General features: G+C 57.5%; 19 protein-coding genes. 14 read left to right on the top strand and 5 right to left on the bottom strand.

Annotation, left to right across the window (positions count from 1 at the left end; all coding sequences use genetic code 11):
- Window positions 1-105: 105 nt before the first annotated feature.
- Window positions 106-744, top strand: coding sequence for a DUF1007 family protein (locus AAER43_RS16995; protein ID WP_050862351.1), 639 nt, complete (start codon window positions 106-108; stop codon window positions 742-744).
- Entirely contained in the window at window positions 735-1715 is a 981-nt protein-coding gene (locus AAER43_RS16990; protein ID WP_050862352.1) for a nickel/cobalt transporter, read from the top strand. Before AAER43_RS16995 ends, AAER43_RS16990 begins: the two co-directional genes overlap by 10 nt.
- Window positions 1716-1775: 60 nt before the next feature.
- On the opposite strand, the gene suhB is transcribed toward AAER43_RS16990, so the two are convergent.
- Window positions 1776-2579: an inositol-1-monophosphatase gene (suhB, locus tag AAER43_RS16985; RefSeq protein WP_003860668.1), complete on the bottom strand. Its 804-nt coding sequence runs from the start codon at window positions 2577-2579 to the stop codon at window positions 1776-1778.
- A gap of 130 nt (window positions 2580-2709) precedes the next feature.
- On the opposite strand from suhB, the gene trmJ reads away from it, so the two are divergent.
- The 11 genes from trmJ to sseB all read left to right on the top strand — a co-directional run bounded on the left by trmJ (window position 2710) and on the right by sseB (window position 11452).
- Window positions 2710-3435, top strand: a complete 726-nt coding sequence (gene trmJ / locus AAER43_RS16980) for a tRNA (cytosine(32)/uridine(32)-2'-O)-methyltransferase TrmJ (RefSeq protein ID WP_008502159.1) — start codon at window positions 2710-2712, stop codon at window positions 3433-3435.
- 237 nt (window positions 3436-3672) lie between these two features.
- Window positions 3673-4164: a Fe-S cluster assembly transcriptional regulator IscR gene (iscR, locus tag AAER43_RS16975; protein ID WP_008502158.1), complete on the top strand. Its 492-nt coding sequence runs from the start codon at window positions 3673-3675 to the stop codon at window positions 4162-4164.
- A gap of 116 nt (window positions 4165-4280) precedes the next feature.
- Window positions 4281-5495 (top strand): cysteine desulfurase, encoded by a 1215-nt coding sequence (iscS, locus tag AAER43_RS16970; protein WP_008502157.1) that lies wholly within the window; start codon window positions 4281-4283, stop codon window positions 5493-5495.
- 24 nt (window positions 5496-5519) lie between these two features.
- Window positions 5520-5906, top strand: coding sequence for a Fe-S cluster assembly scaffold IscU (iscU, locus tag AAER43_RS16965; RefSeq protein WP_003860661.1), 387 nt, complete (start codon window positions 5520-5522; stop codon window positions 5904-5906).
- A gap of 13 nt (window positions 5907-5919) precedes the next feature.
- Window positions 5920-6243 (top strand): iron-sulfur cluster assembly protein IscA, encoded by a 324-nt coding sequence (gene iscA / locus AAER43_RS16960; protein ID WP_003860659.1) that lies wholly within the window; start codon window positions 5920-5922, stop codon window positions 6241-6243.
- A gap of 76 nt (window positions 6244-6319) precedes the next feature.
- A complete protein-coding gene (hscB, locus tag AAER43_RS16955) occupies window positions 6320-6835 on the top strand; it encodes a co-chaperone HscB (protein ID WP_003860657.1) in 516 nt (171 codons plus the stop codon).
- Window positions 6836-6849: 14 nt separating this feature from the next.
- Window positions 6850-8700 (top strand): Fe-S protein assembly chaperone HscA, encoded by a 1851-nt coding sequence (hscA, locus tag AAER43_RS16950; protein WP_050862353.1) that lies wholly within the window; start codon window positions 6850-6852, stop codon window positions 8698-8700.
- 1 nt (window position 8701) lies between these two features.
- Complete coding sequence (gene fdx, locus AAER43_RS16945; protein ID WP_003860652.1) at window positions 8702-9037, top strand: ISC system 2Fe-2S type ferredoxin; 336 nt, start codon at window positions 8702-8704, stop codon at window positions 9035-9037.
- A 1-nt stretch (window position 9038) separates the two neighbouring features.
- Window positions 9039-9239 carry a Fe-S cluster assembly protein IscX gene (iscX, locus tag AAER43_RS16940; RefSeq protein ID WP_014171178.1) on the top strand — a complete coding sequence of 67 codons (201 nt, stop codon included), beginning with the start codon at window positions 9039-9041 and terminating at the stop codon, window positions 9237-9239.
- 53 nt (window positions 9240-9292) lie between these two features.
- Window positions 9293-10579 carry an aminopeptidase PepB gene (pepB, locus tag AAER43_RS16935; protein ID WP_023331086.1) on the top strand — a complete coding sequence of 429 codons (1287 nt, stop codon included), beginning with the start codon at window positions 9293-9295 and terminating at the stop codon, window positions 10577-10579.
- A gap of 96 nt (window positions 10580-10675) precedes the next feature.
- On the top strand, window positions 10676-11452 hold the full coding sequence (gene sseB / locus AAER43_RS16930) for an enhanced serine sensitivity protein SseB (RefSeq protein WP_014884823.1): 777 nt from the start codon (window positions 10676-10678) through the stop codon (window positions 11450-11452).
- 16 nt (window positions 11453-11468) lie between these two features.
- Here the strand turns inward: sseB and AAER43_RS16925 are convergent, their stop codons facing one another.
- The 4 genes from AAER43_RS16925 to AAER43_RS16910 all read right to left on the bottom strand — a co-directional run bounded on the left by AAER43_RS16925 (window position 11469) and on the right by AAER43_RS16910 (window position 16102).
- The gene (locus tag AAER43_RS16925; RefSeq protein WP_014884822.1) at window positions 11469-12239 is read right to left on the bottom strand and encodes a MurR/RpiR family transcriptional regulator; all 771 of its coding nucleotides are present in this window, start codon (window positions 12237-12239) and stop codon (window positions 11469-11471) included.
- Window positions 12239-13087, bottom strand: a complete 849-nt coding sequence (gene sseA / locus AAER43_RS16920) for a 3-mercaptopyruvate sulfurtransferase (RefSeq protein WP_057058039.1) — start codon at window positions 13085-13087, stop codon at window positions 12239-12241. The genes AAER43_RS16925 and sseA overlap by 1 nt, the downstream gene beginning before the upstream one ends.
- 90 nt (window positions 13088-13177) lie before the next feature.
- Window positions 13178-14545, bottom strand: coding sequence for a 6-phospho-alpha-glucosidase (locus tag AAER43_RS16915; protein ID WP_023331083.1), 1368 nt, complete (start codon window positions 14543-14545; stop codon window positions 13178-13180).
- A 12-nt stretch (window positions 14546-14557) separates the two neighbouring features.
- Window positions 14558-16102: a PTS transporter subunit EIIC gene (locus AAER43_RS16910; RefSeq protein WP_050862355.1), complete on the bottom strand. Its 1545-nt coding sequence runs from the start codon at window positions 16100-16102 to the stop codon at window positions 14558-14560.
- Between the two features lie 287 nt (window positions 16103-16389).
- On the opposite strand from AAER43_RS16910, the gene AAER43_RS16905 reads away from it, so the two are divergent.
- Entirely contained in the window at window positions 16390-21342 is a 4953-nt protein-coding gene (locus AAER43_RS16905; RefSeq protein ID WP_050862356.1) for an alpha-2-macroglobulin, read from the top strand.
- Window position 21343 lies beyond the last annotated feature (1 nt).

The following is a 21343-nucleotide window of genomic DNA, read 5'->3' as shown; positions in this document are numbered from 1 at the left end:
ATGTTTGATAAGAATAGCTAAAGGATGGGGGCTGAAAAGCGCACCGGCAGGCCTTTCACTCAGGATTGCTGGAGAACATCACAGAATTTTTGACGTGAGGAATTGATGCAGACAGTTAAACACAGTGCGATGGCGTTATTTTTGGCGGTTATCTCCTTCACCACCTGCGCACATCCTCACAGTTTTATCAGCCTGAAAACCGAACTGGTCACCGACGGCACGCAGTTAAGTGGCCTGAAGATGCGCTGGACGATGGATGAAATCACCTCGGCTGACCTGCTTTATGATGCGGGAAATGCGAAGCCCGGCGATGAAATCTGGAAAAAGCTGGCGGCGGAAGTGATGGCTAACGTGCTGGGTCAGCACTACTTCACCGAGTTCTGGCATAACGGCCAGAAGGTGAAGTTTCTTAACCGACCCACGGAGTATGGTATGTCACGCGACGGGCATCAGGCGGTGCTGACGTTCGTCCTTCCGCTGGCGCACCCGCAGCCGCTGGCAGGGCAAAAATATACTTTTTCCACTTTTGACCCCACCTACTACGTCGACATGCACTACGCCGACGAGAGCGATGTACAGCTTCCGGCCTCGTTGCAGAAAACCTGCAAAATGGCGGTTCACACCCCGACGCCCAGCGAAGAGACGCTGAACTTTGCCGTCTCTCTTGATAAAGAAGATGCGCCACCGGAGGACATGGAGTTGGGTAAACAGTTCGCGCAGGAGGTGACGTTACAATGTCAGTGATCGCTTCTCCGTCCCGCAAATCTCGCCGCTGGCTTCATCTTTGGCCGCTGGCGCTTTTTATACTGTTAGCTATTGGCGGTTCGCTCTGGCTGTGGCAGGCCTGGCCGCAGGTGATGATGAAAAGCATCATCTGGCAACGCGAGGTGAACCAGCAGATGAGTGGTTTACTGAAAGCGGTGGCGGAGAACCCAACGAAAGCGGGCGGTTCCCTGCTGGCGTTCAGCTTTATCTACGGGGTGCTGCATGCGCTGGGGCCTGGGCATGGCAAAATCGTTATCACCACCTGGCTTGCGACCCATCCGTCGAAGCTGAAATCGAGTATCGGGCTGACGCTGGCCTCCTCGCTGCTTCAGGGGGGCGTGGCGATTGGGCTGGTTGTCGTGGTGCTTTCACTTCTTCAGCTTCCAGCCCGGCAGCTGCACATGAGTAGCTTCTGGCTGGAAAAGGGGAGCTATGCGCTGGTGGGCGTGCTGGGGCTGATCCTCTGCTGGCGAGCGCTGAAAAAACTGCGCGCGCTGCTGCAAAAACCGCAATTCAGGACTTTTACGCCGCATCACGTTCACGATGAAAACTGTGGCTGCGGACATCAGCATCTGCCGACGCAGGAACAGCTACAGAACGGTGATGACTGGCGTGCGCGGCTGATGATTGTGCTCTCGATGGGGATGCGCCCGTGCTCGGGGGCAGTCATGGTGTTGTTGTTCAGCAAGGTGATTGGCGTGTTTGGCTGGGGAATGCTTTCTGCGCTGGCGATGGCGGCTGGAACGTCACTGACGATTTCTTCGTTGGCGTTGCTGGTGCACAGCTTCCGTCAGCTGGCGGTTAAACTCAGCGGCAATAAAACGCCGGTGCTGTGGCGACAGGTCGGATGGACAACGCTCGCGCTGGCGGGCGGGGTGATTCTGCTGGTGGCGGCGGTGACGATGTGGATGAGCGCGGTGCCGGTGGGAAGGGGATTGCGGCCTTTCTGACGTACCTGAGGGATTTTGTAGGCCCGGTAAGCGTAGCGCCACCGGGCATAATACGCTCGATTAACGCTTCAGCGCGTCGCTCAGTTCATCACGCATGTTTGCCAGCATGGCTTTAACGACACGTGGGTTACCTGCAACGATGTTGCCGGTAGACATATAGTTATGGCCGCCGGTGAAATCACACACGATGGCACCTGCTTCACGTGCGATCAGCTCGCCCGCGGCAAAATCCCATGGCTTCAGAGACAGCTCGAAGTATCCGTCAACGCGGCCGGTCGCCACGTAAGCCAGATCCAGCGCAGCAGAACCGGTGCGACGGAAGTCCGCGCATTCGGTGAACAGTTTGCCCAGGATATTCATGTAGGTGGTTGCGTGCTGTTTCGCCTTGAACGGGAAACCGGTCGCCAGGATGGTGCCGTCCAGATCGCGAGCGTTGCTGCAGCGCAGACGGTAGCCGTTCAGCTGTGCGCCCTGACCGCGGGTAGCGGTGAACAGTTCGTTACGCATTGGATCGTACACAACAGCGACTTCAGTACGGCCTTTGATGCGTACGGCGATAGACACAGAGAAGTGTGGCAGGCGTTTAACGAAGTTGGTGGTGCCATCCAGTGGATCGATAACCCATTGAACATCCTGATCGGTACCTTCATGTTCACCGCTTTCTTCGGTGATGATGGTGTGCTGCGGGTAAGATTTGCGGATCGTTTCGATAATAATCGCTTCTGCGGCTTTATCGACATTCGTCACGAAATCATTGCTGCCTTTCTGGCTGGTTTCTACGGAGTCTGGCGTTTCGTAGTGTTTGGCAATTACATTACCCGCCTTGCGCGCTGCGCGCACGGCGATGGTCAGCATCGGATGCATCGGTCTCTCTCACTGGATGTTAAAGAACAGGAAAATCGGCGCAGAGTATAGCAGCGGGATCGGATTATGTCTCTCGTTTATGATAATATGCCCGAATATTCTTCAGACGCTGAATTCAGACACTAAAATTATGCTGCAAAACATTCGAATCGTGCTGGTCGAAACATCGCACACCGGCAACATGGGCTCCGTTGCCCGCGCTATGAAAACCATGGGCTTAACGAACCTGTGGCTGGTTAACCCGCTGGTGAAGCCAGACTCGCAGGCCATCGCCCTGGCCGCCGGAGCCAGCGACGTGATTGGCAACGCGCAGATCGTCGATACCCTCGACGAAGCGCTGGCAGGTTGCAGCCTGGTGGTCGGCACCAGCGCTCGCTCCCGCACATTGCCGTGGCCGATGCTGGACCCGCGCGAATGCGGTCTGAAGAGTGTCTCTGAGGCAGAACAGGCGCCGGTTGCGCTGGTGTTTGGCCGTGAGCGCGTTGGCCTGACCAACGACGAACTGCAGAAATGCCACTACCATGTGGCGATTGCCGCTAACCCGGAATACAGCTCGCTGAACCTGGCGATGGCAGTGCAGGTGATCGCCTACGAAGTGCGTATGGCGTGGCTGGCGACGCAGGAGAAAGAGGTAGAGCCTAAAGAAGAGACGGCCTACCCGCTGGTGGATGACCTGGAGCGTTTCTATGGTCACCTGGAGCAGACGCTGCTTTCGACCGGCTTTATTCGTGAAGGCCATCCAGGCCAGGTGATGAACAAGCTGCGTCGTTTGTTCACCCGCGCGCGCCCGGAAAGCCAGGAGCTGAACATCCTGCGCGGCATTCTGGCGTCGATTGAGCAAAAGAATAAGGAGTAGTGTCGTCTGTTCGCCGGGTGGCGCTTCGCTTACCCGACCTACAAAACCCGTAGGCCCGTGCAAGCGCAGCGCCGCCGGGCAAAAGGATACGGCACAGAAGGTTAAATACCTGACTAAAACAGTCAAGTAAATAGTTGACCATTTTAGTCAGGAATGTCAGACTTGGCCCTGCTATGCAATACCCCCATTTTACAATAAAAAACCCCGGGCAGGGGCGAGTTTGAGGTTAAGTAAGACATGAGACTGACATCTAAAGGGCGTTATGCCGTGACCGCGATGCTGGACGTTGCGCTCAACTCCGAAGCGGGCCCGGTTCCGTTGGCTGATATTTCTGAACGACAAGGGATCTCCCTCTCCTATCTGGAACAGCTGTTCTCCAGACTGCGTAAAAATGGACTGGTTTCCAGCGTTCGTGGCCCGGGCGGCGGTTATCTGCTGGGTAAAGACGCGGGCAGTATTGCAGTGGGTGAAGTGATTAGCGCAGTTGACGAATCCGTCGACGCGACCCGTTGCCAGGGTAAAGGCGGCTGCCAGGGCGGCGATAAGTGCCTGACCCACGCGCTGTGGCGCGATCTGAGCGACCGTCTGACCGGCTTCCTGAACAACATCACCCTCGGTGAGCTGGTGAATAACCAGGAAGTTCTGGATGTATCAGGCCGTCAGCACAGCCATGATTCCCAACGCAGCACCCGCGCGCAGGACGCCATCGACGTCAAACTGCGCGCGTAATAAAACGATAAGTATTTCAGAATCAGGCCGGGGCATCGCGCCCCGCGTACTCGGTCGTACATCCAGCCGGTTGCCTGATTCCTTGCATTGAAGCGATGTACGGAGTTTATAGAGCAATGAAATTACCGATTTATCTCGATTACTCCGCAACCACGCCGGTGGACCCGCGTGTTGCCGAGAAAATGATGCAGTGTCTGACCCTGGACGGAAACTTTGGTAACCCAGCTTCCCGTTCACACCGTTTTGGCTGGCATGCTGAAGAGGCGGTTGATATCGCCCGTAATCAGATTGCTGACCTGGTGGGTGCCGACCCGCGTGAGATTGTTTTCACCTCCGGTGCGACCGAATCCGACAACCTGGCGATCAAAGGTGCAGCCAACTTTTATCAGAAAAAAGGCAAGCACATTATCACCAGCAAAACCGAACACAAAGCCGTGCTGGACACCTGCCGTCAGCTGGAGCGTGAAGGGTACGAAGTGACGTACCTGGCGCCGCAGAGCAACGGTATCATCGACCTGAAAGAGCTCGAAGCAGCGATGCGTGATGACACCATTCTGGTCTCCATCATGCACGTCAACAACGAAATCGGCGTCGTTCAGGACATCGCCACCATCGGCGAAATGTGCCGTGCGCGCGGTATTATCTACCACGTAGATGCGACCCAGAGCGTGGGTAAACTGCCTATCGACCTGAGCCAGCTGAAAGTGGACCTGATGTCCTTCTCCGGCCACAAAATCTATGGCCCGAAAGGGATCGGCGCGCTGTACGTTCGTCGTAAGCCACGTATCCGCATCGAAGCACAGATGCACGGCGGCGGTCACGAGCGCGGCATGCGTTCCGGTACGCTGCCTGTTCACCAGATCGTGGGCATGGGCGAAGCCTACCGCATTGCGAAAGAAGAGATGGAAACCGAGATGGCACGCCTGCGCACGCTGCGTAACCGTCTGTGGGACGGCGTGAAGGATATGGAAGAAGTGTATCTGAACGGCGATCTAGAGCAGGGCGCGCCAAACATCCTCAACGTCAGCTTCAACTATGTTGAAGGCGAGTCGCTGATCATGGCCCTCAAAGACCTGGCCGTTTCTTCCGGTTCTGCCTGTACGTCTGCAAGCCTGGAGCCATCCTACGTGCTGCGCGCGCTGGGTATGACTGACGAGCTGGCACACAGCTCTATCCGTTTCTCTTTAGGTCGTTTCACTACCGAAGAAGAGATTGACTACACCATCAAGCTGGTTCGTAACTCCATCGGCCGTCTGCGTGACCTTTCTCCACTGTGGGAAATGTTTAAGCAGGGCGTGGATCTGAACAGCATTGAATGGTCACATCACTAATCGGTACATAAGGAGAATTCAATCATGGCATACAGCGAAAAAGTCATCGATCATTACGAAAACCCGCGCAACGTTGGCTCTTTTGACAACAGCGACGAATCTGTTGGTAGCGGCATGGTCGGTGCACCGGCGTGTGGCGACGTGATGAAGTTGCAGATTAAAGTCAACAATGAAGGTATCATTGAAGACGCGCGCTTCAAGACCTACGGCTGCGGTTCTGCCATTGCGTCCAGCTCCCTGGTCACCGAATGGGTGAAGGGCAAGTCTCTGGACGAAGCACAGGCAATCAAGAACACGGATATTGCTGAAGAACTCGAACTGCCACCGGTGAAAATTCACTGTTCTATTCTGGCAGAAGACGCGATCAAAGCCGCCATTGCGGATTACAAAAGCAAACGTGAAGCAAAATAATTGAGGTTTGAGTATGTCGATTACCCTTAGCGACAGCGCTGCCGCGCGAGTAAGCTCTTTTCTGGCGAACCGTGGTAAAGGCTTTGGCCTGCGACTGGGCGTACGTACCTCCGGCTGTTCTGGTATGGCTTACGTACTGGAGTTTGTTGACGAGCCGGCGTCTGATGACACCGTGTTTGAAGACAAGGGCGTGAAGGTGGTGGTCGATGGCAAAAGCCTGCAATTCCTCAACGGCACTCAGCTGGACTTCGTCAAAGAAGGCCTGAACGAAGGGTTCAAATTCACGAACCCGAACGTCAAAGACGAGTGTGGTTGCGGCGAAAGCTTCCACGTTTAACCGCGCGTCATCCGAAACCCCACCGTGGCTTTGCTGCGCGTGGGGTTTGTTCTAACAGGCTACCCCTGAGATTGTTATGGATTACTTCACTCTCTTCGGACTACCCGCTCAATACCCGATCGATCTTCAGGCGCTGACGGTCCGTTTTCAGGATTTGCAGCGTCAGTACCATCCGGATAAATTCGCCAGCGGGACGCAGGCCGAGCAGTTGGCTGCAGTTTCGCACTCTGCCACCATTAATCAGGCCTGGCAGACGCTGCGTCATCCGCTGGCGCGTGCTGAATATCTGCTCTCGCTCCACGGTTTTGATCTGGCGAGCGAACAGCATACCGTTCGCGATACGGCGTTTCTGATGGAACAGCTGGAGCTGCGCGAAGAGCTGGATGAGATTGAACAGGCCAAAGACGAAGCGCGGCTGGAAAGCTTTATCACGCGCGTGAAGGGTATGTTTGATACCCGCCATCAGCAGATGGTGGAGCAACTGAACAACGAGACCTGGGACGTGGCGGCAGACACTGTGCGCAAACTCCGTTTTCTCGATAAACTGCGAAGCAGTGCTGAACAACTCGAAGAAAAGCTGCTCGATTTTTAATTTCGGAAGCAATTATGGCCTTATTACAAATTAGTGAGCCTGGCTTAAGTGCCGCACCGCACCAGCGTCGTCTGGCGGTGGGTATTGACCTGGGCACCACCAATTCTCTCGTGGCGACCGTGCGTAGCGGCCAGGCGGAAACGCTGGCTGACGAGCAGGGCCGCCATCTGCTGCCTTCCGTGGTCCACTACCAGCAGCAGGGTCACGCGGTAGGCTACGACGCGCGCGCCAACGCCGCGCGCGATCCGGCCAACACCATCAGCTCGGTTAAGCGCATGATGGGCCGTTCGCTGGCCGATATTCAGACCCGTTACCCGCATCTGCCGTATCAGCTTCAGGCCAGTGAAAACGGCCTGCCGATGATCGCGACCGAGGCTGGTCTGCTTAACCCGATCCGTGTTTCTTCGGACATCCTGAAGGCGCTGGCAGCGCGCGCTACGGCGACGCTCGGCGGCGATCTCGACGGCGTGGTGATTACCGTTCCGGCCTATTTTGACGATGCACAGCGTCAGGGCACCAAGGACGCCGCCCGTCTGGCGGGCCTGCACGTATTACGCCTGCTGAACGAACCGACGGCGGCGGCCATTGCCTACGGCCTCGACTCCGGTCAGGAAGGGGTGATTGCCGTTTACGACCTCGGCGGCGGTACCTTTGATATCTCCATCCTGCGCTTAAGCCGTGGCGTATTTGAAGTGCTGGCGACCGGCGGGGATTCCGCGCTGGGCGGCGATGACTTCGACCATCTGCTGGCGGATTACATTCGTGAGCAGGCGGGGATTGCCGATCGCAGCGATGCGCGCGTCCAGCGTGAACTGCTGGATGCCGCCATCGACGCCAAAATTGCCCTCAGCGATGCGCAGACGGTTACCGTGAACGTGGCGGGCTGGCAGGGTGAAATCTCCCGTGACCAGTTTAACGATCTGATCGCACCTTTGGTGAAACGCACGCTGCTGGCCTGCCGTCGCGCATTGAAAGATGCGGGCGTTGAGGCTGACGAGGTGCTGGAAGTGGTCATGGTCGGCGGTTCTACCCGTGTGCCGCTGGTGCGCGAACGTGTAGGTGAGTTCTTTGGCCGCACGCCGCTGACCGCCATCGATCCGGACAAAGTGGTTGCCGTGGGCGCGGCCATTCAGGCCGATATTCTGGTCGGCAACAAGCCGGACAGTGAAATACTGCTGCTGGACGTTATCCCGCTGTCCCTTGGTTTAGAAACCATGGGTGGTCTGGTGGAGAAAGTCATTCCGCGTAACACCACCATTCCGGTGGCGCGCGCGCAGGAGTTCACCACCTTTAAAGACGGCCAGACTGCGATGTCCATCCACGTCATGCAGGGCGAACGCGAACTGGTGCAGGACTGCCGCTCTCTGGCGCGCTTTGCGCTGCGCGGTATCCCGGCATTGCCAGCGGGCGGGGCGCATATTCGCGTTACCTTCCAGGTTGATGCGGACGGCCTGCTGAGCGTCACGGCGATGGAAAAATCCACCGGCGTGGAATCATCCATCCAGGTGAAGCCGTCCTACGGCCTGACCGATGGCGAGATCGCCTCCATGATTCAGGACTCAATGAGCTACGCCGAGCAGGATGTGAAGGCGCGTATGCTGGCGGAACAGAAAGTGGAAGCCGCACGCGTGCTGGAAAGCCTGACCGGGGCACTCAATGCCGATGCCGCGCTGTTAAGCGCCGCTGAGCGTCAGGTGATTGACGAGGCTGCCGCGCACTTAAGCGTCGTCGCCATGGGCAATGATGCTGACGCAATAGAAGAAGCCATTAAAAACGTTGATAAACAAACCCAGGACTTCGCCGCTCGCCGCATGGACAAATCCGTCCGCGTCGCGCTGAAAGGCCAGTCCGTGGACGAGGTTTAATATGCCAAAGATTGTTATTTTGCCTCATGCGGACCTTTGTCCGGATGGCGCTGTTCTGGAAGCGAAGACCGGCGAAACCATTCTCGATGTTGCCCTGCGCGCAGGTATCGAAGTGGAACACGCCTGTGAAAAATCCTGTGCCTGCACTACCTGTCACTGCATCGTGCGTGAAGGTTTTGACTCGCTCGCCGAAAGCACCGAAGACGAAGACGACATGCTGGATAAAGCATGGGGTCTGGAGCCAGACAGCCGCTTAAGCTGCCAGGCCGCGGTGACCGACGAAGATCTGGTCGTGGAATTCCCACGCTACACCATCAACCACGCACGCGAGCATTAATATGGGACTGAAGTGGACAGACAGCCGTGAGATCGGCGAAGCGCTCTACGACGCGAACCCGGATCTCGATCCGAAAACCGTACGATTCACCGACATGCACCAGTGGATCTGCGATTTAGACGATTTCGACGACGATCCAAACGCATCCAATGAAAAAATTCTGGAGGCGATTCTGTTAGTCTGGTTAGATGAAGCAGAGTAAATCACTTAACGGGCTGCCTTCAGGCGGCCCGTTTGCTAATAAGGATAAATAAAATGACCGAAGCGATGAAGATTACGCTCTCTACGCAGCCTGCCGACGCGCGCTGGGGCGAGAAAGCCAGCTACAGCATCAATAACGACGGTATTACCCTGCACCTGACGGGCAACGATGATTTGGGCCTGATCCAGCGCGCTGCGCGCAAAATCGACGGTCTGGGGATCAAACATGTCTCGCTGGAAGGCGAAGGCTGGGACACCGACCGCAGCTGGGCATTCTGGGCGGGGTACAAAGGTCCGAAAGGTACCCGCAAAATTGAGTGGGCAAACCTCGACGAAGCCGGTCAGAAAGAGCTGGAAAGCCGCCTGCAGATCATCGACTGGGTACGCGACACCATCAACGCCCCGGCGGAAGAGTTAGGTCCTGAGCAGCTGGCGCAGCGCGCCGTTGACCTGCTGTGCGGCGTGGCGGGCGACAAAATGTCCTACCGTATTACCAAAGGTGAAGACCTGCGCGAGCAGAACTATATGGGTATCCACACCGTAGGCCGTGGCTCTGAGCGACCTCCGGTCCTGCTGGCGCTGGATTACAACCCAACCGGCGATAAAGAAGCGCCTGTCTTTGCCTGCCTGGTCGGCAAAGGCATTACTTTTGACACCGGCGGCTACAGCCTGAAGCAGAGCGCGTTCATGGACTCCATGAAGTCCGACATGGGCGGCGCGGCAACCATCACTGGTGCGCTGGCGTTCGCGATTACCCGCGGCCTGAACAAGCGCGTGAAGCTTTACCTGTGCTGCGCCGACAACATGGTCAGCGGCAATGCCTTCAAGCTGGGTGACATCATTCGCTATCGCAACGGCAAAAATGTTGAAGTGATGAACACCGATGCCGAAGGCCGCCTGGTGCTGGCTGATGGCCTGATTGACGCCTCTGCGCAGAAACCTGAGCTGATTATCGACATGGCGACCCTGACCGGTGCGGCGAAAACCGCCCTGGGGAACGACTACCATGCGCTGTTCAGCTTCGATGACAAGCTGGCCGCACGCCTGCTGGCAAGCGCCGCGGCGGAAAACGAGCCATTCTGGCGTCTGCCGCTGGCCGAGTTCCACCGCAGCCAGCTGCCGTCCAACTTTGCCGAGCTGAATAACACCGCAAGCGCGGCGTATCCGGCTGGGGCAAGTACCGCAGCAGGCTTCCTGTCTCACTTCGTTGAGAACTATCACGAAGGCTGGCTGCACATCGACTGCTCCGCAACCTACCGTAAAGCAGCGGTAGAACAGTGGTCCGCGGGTGCGACCGGTCTGGGTGTGCGTACCGTGGCGAACCTGCTGACGGCTGAGTAACCTTTTTTGCCGGGTGGCGCTACGCTTACCCGGCCTACAAAACCCGTAGGCCCGTGCAAGCGTAGCGCCGCCGGGCAATTGTGAAGTAGCCAAACTATGTCCGAAACCAAAAACGAATTAGAAACTCTGCTGGAACAGGCGGCCACCGAGCCCGCTCACCGTCCGGCATTTTTCCGCACGTTGCTGGAATCTACCGTCTGGGTGCCAGGCACCGCGGCGGAAGGTGAGCAGGTTGTGGAAGACAGCGCGCTGGATCTGCTGCACTGGGAGAAAGACGACGGCTCTTCAGTGATCCCGTTCTTTACCTCACTGGAAGCGCTGCAGGAAGCCGTGGAAGATGAACAGGCATTCGTGGTGATGCCGGTGCGTACGCTGTTTGAAATGACGTTGGGCCAGACCCTGTTCCTCAACGCCAAACTGCCAACCGGGAAAGAGTTCACCCCGCGTGAAATCAGTCACCTGATGGGTGAAGAGGGCAATCCGCTCAGCACTCAGGAAGTGCTGGAAGGGGGGGAAACGCTGCTGCTCTCCGAAGTGGCCGAGCCGCCCGCGCAGATGATTGATTCCCTGACCACGCTCTTCAAAACGCTCAAGCCCGTCAGGCGCGCATTCCTCTGCTCCATTAAAGAGAATGCCGACGAGCAACCGGTGCTGCTGATCGGTATTGAAGCAGATGGCGATATCGACGACATCATTCAGGCGGCGGGAAGCGTGGCGACCGACACGCTGCCGGGCGATGAGCCGATTGATATCTGCCAGGTGACGAAAGGTGAGAAGGGCATCAGCCATTTTATTACCGAGCACATCACGCCGTTTTATGAGCGTCGCTGGGGCGGGTTCCTGCGCGATCTCAAAACCAACCGCATTATCTGATGACGCGGGGTGAACTTCACCCCGTTGCTTCCAGCAGCAGTAAATCCATCAGCAGCACCAGATTCGACTCAAATGACGTCACGCCTGCTGCTTCAGCAGCGAAATGTACCGCTTCGTCATAGAGGGCAAAGTGTACGTCCGCCATCCCCGCCAGCGTATTGGCCGAGGCGCGGGTAAACGCGACGACGGTCATCCCGACGTTTTTGGCAATTCGCGCTTTATCCAGCACCTGCTCCGTTTCGCCGCTGCGTGAAACGGCAATGAACACCTGATAGCGGGCGGCGTTGCTGAGAAAAATGTTCCGGCTGTCCCCCGGCCCGGAGATAAATGCCGTTTTGCCCAACACCTGCAATTTCTTGGTCAGGTACTCGGCAAACAGATAGGAAAACCCGGCACCGTAGAGAAAAAAGCTCTCTTTCTGGCGCAGCAGGTTGGCAAACTGCTGGCGTTTGTCCTGGGTGACCCACTGAAAAGTTTGCTGATAGTTGGCGATGAATTGATTAAAAAGGGCAGGCAGCTCAGGGAGCGATTGCCCCTGCACGGCGATATGCGGCGTGTCAGAAAGCAGCTGCTTGCAGTGCCAGATAAACTCGCTAAAACCGCTGAACCCCAGCTTCTGACACAGCCGCATAATGGTGGCGGTAGAAACAAATGTCGCCTGCGCCAGCTCGCGCACCGTGATATTGCCCACCAGCAGCGGATGCTCCGTGAGGTGGGCGAGGACACGATACTCCGCGCGGGTCAGTGACGCCCCGCGCGTTAACAGCGTGGCCAGGCGGTTATCCATTATTTTGCCGGTTCAACCGGCAGATCGTCTCGCGCACCCCATTCGCTCCAGGCGCCGTCGTAAAGAGTGACGTCGTTAACCCCGAGGGTGGCAAGTGCCAGAATCACCACGCAGGCCGTTACGCCGGAACCGCAGCTGGCAATGATCGGACGATGTAAATCCACACCCGCACGGTCAAAAATGGCGCGCAGTTCATCGGTGGTTTTCAGCTCCCCTTCAAAAACCAGATCGCCCCACGGCACGTTCAGCGCGCCCGGAATATGTCCACGCTTCAGACCCGGACGCGGTTCATCCGCTTCGGCATTAAAGCGAGGAGCAGGACGGGCATCGACAATTTGCGCCGTCTTCTCGTGGCTAACGACCAGTACGTCAGTCAAACGTTTGACGACGTGTGCGTCAAACGTGGCATCGAAATCGCCTTCCGGCAGCTTGACATCACCCTGCTGAAGCGGCAGGTCATCACGCTTCCAGCCCGCCAGACCGCCTGCCAGAATTGACACTTTCTCTACGCCAAACTGTTTTAACATCCACCACGCGCGCGGTGCGGAAAAGAGGTTGCCCTCATCGTAAACAACCAGATGCTTGTCGCGGCTCACGCCCAGCTCGCGCATCGCCACGGAAAAGGCTTCCGGGCGCGGCAGCATGTGCGGCAGGGGAGAGTTGTGATCGGAGAGGGCTTCAATATCAAAAAACACCGCATCAGGCAGATGGCCGGCACGGTATTCAGCGAGCATATCACGAAGATGTTCCTGCCCGGCTGGGGCCATCCGCGCGTCAATAATCTGGACTTCCGGGTCGTCGCCGTGCTCAATCAGCCAGTCGGCGGCGACAAAATATGAGGTGGACATGGGATGCCTCCATTCTTTTCCGTAAAAAAGGATTGTCGGTGTTTTTTATGACACCGACAAGCAAACCACGTTCAACTCGCGAGCAAGCCCCTATTTTTTCACCGTTTCGCCATTCTGCCAGGCCTTTTGCAGTGCGGGCCAGTAGTCGCGGTTGGCTTCGATCATCTCATCCAGAATAGCTTTCGCGTGCGCCATGGTCGGCACGGTGCGGTTCAGGGTGAAGGCCTGCAGGGCTTTCTCATAACTGCCTTCGATGGTCGCCTCCACCAGCAGCTGTTCGGATGCCAGCTGCTGTTGCAGCAGGGTCTGATGGAACAGCGGCACCCGACCGATGCGCACAGGCTCTGGTCCTTCGGAGGTGATATAGGCGGGCACTTCCACCATCGCATCGTATGGCAGGTTGGTAATCGCCCCGCGGTTTTCCACCATCACCAGATGGCGGCTGCGCAGGTTAAAGGCCAGCGAGCAGGCCACGTCGACGATAAACTCGCCGTGGACGCCCACGTGGAAGGCATCCGGCAGGATCCCGGTGCGCTTGTACTCTTGCGCAGCAGCAAAGAGTTTTTTCTCACGCCCGTCCATCACTTCGTTGGCGCGGGTATAGTCCGGGTTCTGATGCTCCACAATCTGGTTTGGCATCAGGTAATACTGCAGATACGGGTTCGGCAGGTACTCCGGGAAGTTATCCATGACGGGCTTGATGTTGCGCCAGGTCTTCACCCAGGAAGGATCAGAATGTTGCGGATCGGTTTTGGCGGCGTCTTCCGTCAACAGGCCAAACTTCGCGATATGTTTGCGCAGTTCGGGCAGCTTGTCTTCGCCGTCCACCAGCACGCGGGTAAACCAGCCGAAGTGGTTCAGGCCGAAATAGTCCACCTCCAGCTTGTGGCGATCCACGCCCAGAATGGCACCCATATTGCGCATTGCGGCGACGGGCATATCGCAGATGTTCAGCACCCGCGCGTTCGGGCGCAGGCGGCGCACGCCTTCCGCCACGATCGCTGCCGGGTTGGAGTAGTTCACGATCCAGGCTTTTTCATGCGCGTAGCGATCCACCCGATCGATAAGCTCGACCATCGGCAGGATCGTGCGCAGTCCGTACGCCAGCCCGCCGGGACCGCAAGTCTCCTGGCCGACCACGCCGTGCCGCAGTGGGATCTTCTCATCCTGCTCGCGCATTTTATACTGACCGACCCGCATCTGGGCGAAGACGAAATGTGCGCCGCTGAACGCCACTTCCGGGTCAGTGGTGACGGTGAATTTGATGCTTTCACTGTGGTCACGAATCACTTTCTCAACCACCGGCGCGATGGTGTTCTGACGCGCCTCGTCGATGTCATAGAGGCGGATTTCGGCCAGCGGGAAGTCATGCAGACGTACCATCAGGCTTTTCACAATACCCGGCGTGTAGGTGCTGCCGCCACCGGCAATCGACAGAATAAAGGGGGGTGTAAACATCTTTAGCTCCTTTCAGAGAAACGTCTCAACGGCTTCTCGCATTTTTTTGACATGCAGCCCGTAGACCACCTGAACGTTGTTACCTTGTTTGATGACCCCTTTCGCGCCGGTCGCTTTCAGGCGCGGCTCGTCGATGATGTCGACGTCCTTCACCGTGACGCGTAAGCGGGTATAGCAGTTATCCACAACCTCAATATTCTCCCTGCCGCCGAGCCCCACTACGATGGACTCACCCAGCCCGTCGTTATTGCCCCTCGCCTGGTACTCCTGCTTGCTGTAGAGACGTGTCTCCTGATCCTCATCCTCACGGCCTGGGGTCTTCATGTTGAAGCGCAGAATAAGGAAGCGGAACACCGTGAAGTAGAGGGAAAACATGATCAGCCCTACCAGGATGTACATTGGCCAGTTGGATTTCTCCGTGCCGAGCGGCAGGTTGTAGAGAATGAAATCAATAATCCCGTTGGCACCGATGGCGTGAACGCCAAATAGCGAGAACAGCATCATGCCGATGCCGGTCAGCACCGCGTGAACCACGAACAGCAGCGGTGCGACGAACAGGAAGGAGAACTCAATCGGCTCGGTGACGCCGACCAGCAGCGAGGTCAGCGCCGCCGGGATCAAAATGGCTTTCGCAACGGCTTTGCGTTCCGGTTTTGCGGTCATATACATCGCCAGCGCGGCGGCGGGCAGGCCGAACATTTTGCTGATGCCGCGCGCGTCCCACACCACGGTGCTGCTGAGCTGCTTCACCTCCGGGCAGGCCATTTCGGCGAAGTAGATATTGCGCGCGCCCTGATAGGTTGCGCCGCACACCTCCTGCGTCCCCCCGAGTTCGGTATAGAGGAACGGGGTATAAACCAGATGATGCAGGCCAGTCGGTACCAGAATGCGCTCAAGGAAACCGTAAATGGCTACGCCGAACGGGCCTGAGCCTTTAATGGCCAGCGCCAGCGCGCTAATCCCGTGCTGAGCGTACGGCCAGAGTTCGCTCATTACCACGCCGAGCAGCATGGAGACGGGCAGCATCACAATCGCGACAAAGCAGTGGCCGGAGTAAATCGCCATCGCACCGTTAAACTGTACGCCGGAATATTTGTTGTACAGGTAGCCGGAGAGCGCCCCGGTCAGGATCCCGGCGAAAACACCCATCTCCAGCACCTGAACGCCAAGCACCATGCTTTGACCCGCGGCTTTCATCTGCCCGGCAGGCGCCAGCTCACCCTGAAGCTGTAACGTTACGTTCATGGCGTTGATAAACACCACGAAGGTCACCAGACCAATCAGCGCCGCGTAGCCTTTATCGCGCGTTGCCAGCCCAATCGGGATCCCGACGGCAAACACCAGCGCCAGGTTGACCAGCACCGACACGGCGGATTTGGCAATCAGCTGGCCGATACTCTGAATGAGCGGATGGCCAAGAAACGGCAGGTACTCGGCCAGGTTGCCGTTACCCAATACGTTACCAAAGGCGATAAACAGACCGACGATCGGTAAGATAAGTACGGGGCCGTACAATGATTTTCCGAAATTTTGTAGGGCGTTCACGGCTCGTTTCATGGCTTTCTCTCTTATTGAACCGCGCACTCGGGGTGCGTCATGGTCATAAAACTAGCAGGCTCCTGATGCTTTTATCCATCTATCTTATTGTTTTAAAAACAAATGACGTGAAAGGTAACATGTGACGTTATGCTCTGTGATCGCGGTTCCACCTCCACGCCGCCGGACATGGCGATTCTGCGAGGCGCTTTCAAGATTCTAAAATTGGACTTTTTGTATAAACGAAACTTGCGGATAATACTTATCCGGACGACGACCAACAGGCCCCCTCAGGCCAGGGACAAAGGATGAAACCGTTTCGCTTAGCCGCGATCTCTCTCGCGCTGCTTACCACATTTACGCTTGTCGGCTGTGACAACAGCGACGATAAATCTCAGACTGCGGCTCCCGCAGCATCCACCACATCAACCCCGAAAGCGGCTGAAAAGCCTGATGCAGAAAAACTGGCAAAACTGGCGGCACAGAGCCAGGGCAAAGCATTAACCCTACTGGATGCCTCTGAAGTACAGCTGGACGGCGCCGCCACGCTGGTGTTGACCTTCTCTGTTCCGTTGAATCCCGACCAGGATTTCGCGAAAACAGTGCATGTCGTGGATAAGAAAAGTGGCAAGGTTGACGGGGCGTGGGAACTTGCGCCTAACCTGAAAGAGCTTCGCCTGCGTCATCTGGAGCCCAACCGTAATCTGGTTGTCACCGTCGAACGTGGTTTACAGGCGCTGAACAAAGCAACGTTCGACATTGATTATGAAAAAGCGATCACCACCCGGGATGTCGAACCGACGGTCGGTTTTGCCAGCCGCGGATCGCTGCTGCCGGGCAAAGTGGTGGAAGGGCTGCCGGTGATGGCGCTCAACGTCAACAATGTGGACGTCAATTTCTACCGCGTGAAGCCGGAATCGCTGGCTTCCTTTGTCAGTCAGTGGGAGTACCGTAACTCTCTGACCAACTGGGAATCCGATAACCTGCTGAAGATGGCGGAACTGGTTTATACCGGTCGCTTTGATCTCAATCCGGCGCGCAATACCCGTGAAAAACTGCTCCTGCCGCTCAAGGATATCAAGCCGCTCCAGCAGTCTGGCGTCTATATCGCGGTCATGAACCAGGCCGGACACTATAACTACAGCAATGCCGCAACCCTCTTTACCCTGAGCGATGTTGGGTTATCCGCTCACCGTTACCACAACCGCCTGGACATCTTTACCCAGAGTCTGGAAAACGGTGCGGCGCAGTCCGGTGTCACCGTCACGCTGCTGAATGACAAAGGGCAGACCCTTGCCGAGGCGAAAAGCGATGCGGACGGTCATGCAACGCTTGAAACTGACAAAGAGGCCGCGCTGATTCTGGCGAGCAAAGATGGCCAGACCACGCTGCTTGATCTCAAACTTCCGGCGCTCGATCTTGCTGAGTTTGATATCGCCGGTAATCCGGGCTACAGCAAGCAGTTCTTTATGTTTGGTCCGCGCGATCTCTATCGGCCAGGTGAAACCGTGATCCTCAACGGCTTACTGCGCGACAGCGACGGGAAGCCGCTCCCCGACCAGCCTGTGAAGCTTGACGTGTTGCGTCCGGATGGACAGGTGGCGCGCACGATGGTCGTTAAGCCAGAAAACGGGCTCTATCATTTTAACTATCCGCTGGATAGCGGTGCGCAGACCGGCATGTGGCATATCCGCGCGAACACAGGTGATAACCAGCAGCGTCTGTGGGATTTCCACGTGGAAGATTTCATGCCTGAGCGTATGGCGCTGAATCTGACGGGTCAAAAAGCACCGGTTTCCCCGCAGGATGACGTGGACTTTAACGTAGTGGGCTATTACCTGTACGGTGCGCCCGCTAATGGGAATTCACTGCAGGGCCAGCTTTTCCTCCGCCCACTGCGTGAGGCCGTGCCTGCACTGCCAGGCTTCCAGTTTGGGGACATCGCTGAGGAAAACCTGAGCCGCAGTCTGGATGAAGTGCAGCTTACGCTGGACGAACAGGGCCGCGGGCAGGTTACGACTGAAAGCCAGTGGAAAGAAGTGCATTCGCCGCTACAGCTGATCCTGCAGGCCAGCCTGCTGGAATCGGGCGGTCGCCCGGTGACGCGTCGCGCTGAGCAGGCCATCTGGCCGGCGGCTGAACTGCCGGGTATCCGTCCTCAGTTCGCCAGCAAGGCCGTATACGACTACCGCACGGATACCACCGTCAACCAACCCATTGTTGACGAAAACGGTAATGCAAGCTTTGACATCGTTTATGCCGATGCCAGCGGGGCGAAAAAAGCGGTATCCGGCTTACAGGTGCGCCTGATCCGCGAGCGCCGCGACTACTTCTGGAACTGGTCTGAGAGCGAAGGCTGGCAGTCTCAGTTCGATCAAAAAGATCTGGTTGAAGGTGAACTGGAGCTTAGCCTCAAGGCCGATGAGACCGGCAAGGTCACTTTCCCGGTGGAGTGGGGCTCATACCGTCTGGAGGTGAAAGCGCCTGATGAGATGGTCAGTAGCGTGCGCTTCTGGGCGGGATACAGCTGGCAGGATAACAGCGATGGCACGGGGGCAGCACGCCCTGACCGCGTGACGCTGAAGCTGGATAAACCCGCTTATCAGCCAGGCGATACCATCCAGCTGCATATCGCTGCACCCGCCGCAGGCAAGGGCTATGCCATGATCGAATCCAGCGAAGGGCCGCTGTGGTGGAAAGAGATCGACGTACCGGCAAACGGGCTCGATCTCTCGATTCCGGTCGATAAAGCCTGGAAACGTCACGATCTCTACCTCAGCACACTGGTGGTGCGCCCTGGGGATAAATCGAAATCCGCTACGCCGAAACGCGCGGTTGGTCTGCTGCATCTGCCGATGGGAGACGAAAATCGTCGCCTGAACATTGCGCTCGATAACCCGCAGAAAATGCGGCCAAATCAGACGCTCTCTGTGAAGGTGAAAGCCAGCGTGAAAGAGGGGGCGGTTCCACAGAAAGTGAACGTGCTGGTTTCGGCAGTGGACAGCGGCGTGCTGAACATTACCGATTACGTTACGCCAGATCCGTGGCAGGCGTTCTTCGGCCAGAAGCGCTACGGCGCGGATATCTACGATATCTACGGCCAGGTCATTGAAGGACAGGGCCGCATGGCGGCGCTGCGCTTCGGTGGTGATGGCGATGAACTGAAGCGCGGCGGCAAACCGCCGGTGAACCACGTCACCATTATTGCCCAGCAGGCTCAGCCGGTTATGCTGGATGCTAACGGGGAAGGTACCGTTACGCTGCCGATTGGGGACTTCAACGGCGAGCTGCGCCTGATGGCACAGGCCTGGACGGAAGATGATTTTGGCAGCAGTGAAAGCAAGGTTGTGGTGGCCGCACCGGTCATTACCGAGCTGAACACCCCGCGTTTCCTGGCGAGTGGAGATACCTCGCGCCTGACGCTGGATCTGACCAACCTTACCGACCAGCCGCAAACGCTGAACGTTGCCCTGACTGCGACAGGCAAACTGTCCCTGGAGGGCGCGCCGCCGCAGCCGGTTCAGCTGCCGCCGGGCGCGCGTAGCACCCTGTTTATTCCAGTACGTGCGCTGGAAGGCTATGGCGACGGTGAGGTGACGGCACAGGTTACCGGCCTGCAGCTTCCGGGCGAAACCTTCGCACCGCAGCAGAAAAGCTGGAAAATCGGTGTACGTCCGGCATTCCCGGCACAGACGGTCAATACCGGAGCGATGCTGAACCCGGGTGAATCCTGGACCGCACCGGCGCAGCATAGTAGCGGTTTCTCTCCAGCCACTCTGCAGGGGCAACTCCTGCTGAGCGGTAAACCCCCGCTCAACCTGGCGCGCTATATTCGCGAACTGCAGGCGTATCCGTATGGCTGTCTGGAACAAACCACGAGTGGCCTGTTCCCGTCGCTCTACACCAACGCGGCGCAGCTCACCGCGCTTGGTATTAAGGGCGACACGGATGACAAGCGCCGTGCTGCCATTGATATTGGGATCTCGCGTCTGCTGCAGATGCAGCGCGAGGAGGGCGGCTTTGCGTTGTGGGATAAAAACGGCCCGGAAGAGTACTGGCTGACCGCCTATGTCACTGACTTCCTGGTGCGTGCAGGCGAGCAAGGCTACAGCGTGCCTGCCGAAGCCGTGAATAACGCCAATAGCCGCCTGCTGCGCTACCTGCAGGATCCGGGCATGATGTCCATTCGCTACAGCGACGACACCCAGGCCAGCAAATTTGCCGTACAGGCTTATGCCGCTCTGGTGCTGGCGCGACAGCAAAAAGCACCTCTGGGTGCGCTGCGCGAAATCTGGGATCGTCACGCTCAGGCTGCTTCCGGGCTGCCGCTGATGCAGCTGGGTATGGCGCTCAAACTGATGGGCGATGCCCCACGCAGCCAGCAGGCACTGGACCTGGCGCTCAAAACGCCGCGTAACGACAGCAAAAACTGGATGGCCGATTACGGTAGTCAGTTGCGCGATAACGCGTTGATGCTCTCCCTGCTGGAAGAGTACAAGCTGCTGCCGGATGCGCAAAATACGTTGCTGAATGCGCTGTCTGAACAGGCTTTCAGCCAGCGCTGGCTGTCTACTCAGGAGAGTAATGCCCTCTTCCTGGCCGGACGTTCGCTGCAAATTCTGTCAGGTGCATGGCAGGCGAAAACCTCGCTGTCTGATACCGCCTCAGGCGGTGATACATCGCTGGTACAAAACGTCAACGGCGACCAGCTTGGTGCGCTGCAGGTGACCAATACCGGCACTTCGCCACTGTGGGTTCGCCTGGACAGCACGGGTTATCCGGAATATGCGCCTCAGCCGAGCTCGAACGTGCTGCAGGTTGAACGTCATATCCTGGCAACCGACGGCAGCAGTAAATCGCTCTCATCTCTGAAGAGCGGTGAACTGGTACTGGTGTGGCTTGAGGTGAAAGCCAGCCAGAACGTGCCGGATGCGCTGGTGGTGGATCTTCTCCCGGCGGGTCTGGAGCTGGAAAACCAGAACCTGGCGAGCAGCAGCGCCAGCCTGCAGGACAGCGGCAGCGAGGTGCAAAACCTGCTGAGCCAGATGCAGCAGGCGGATATTCAGCATATGGAGTTCCGCGACGACCGCTTTGTGGCCGCTGTGCCGGTCAACGAAGGTCAGCCGGTCACGCTGGTTTACCTGGCGCGCGCCGTCACACCGGGAACTTACCAGGTGCCGGTCCCGATGGTGGAGTCTATGTACGTTCCGCAGTGGCGGGCAACGGGTGCGGCCAGCGGCCCGCTGATTGTTGTTCCGTAAT

It is taken from the genome of Enterobacter sp. FUJ80071 (genome assembly GCF_038739915.1).
Classification (GTDB): Bacteria; Pseudomonadota; Gammaproteobacteria; order Enterobacterales; family Enterobacteriaceae; genus Enterobacter; species Enterobacter kobei.
Note: the sequence above shows the minus strand (reverse complement) of the source record. Positions and strands in the feature narration are given on the sequence as shown.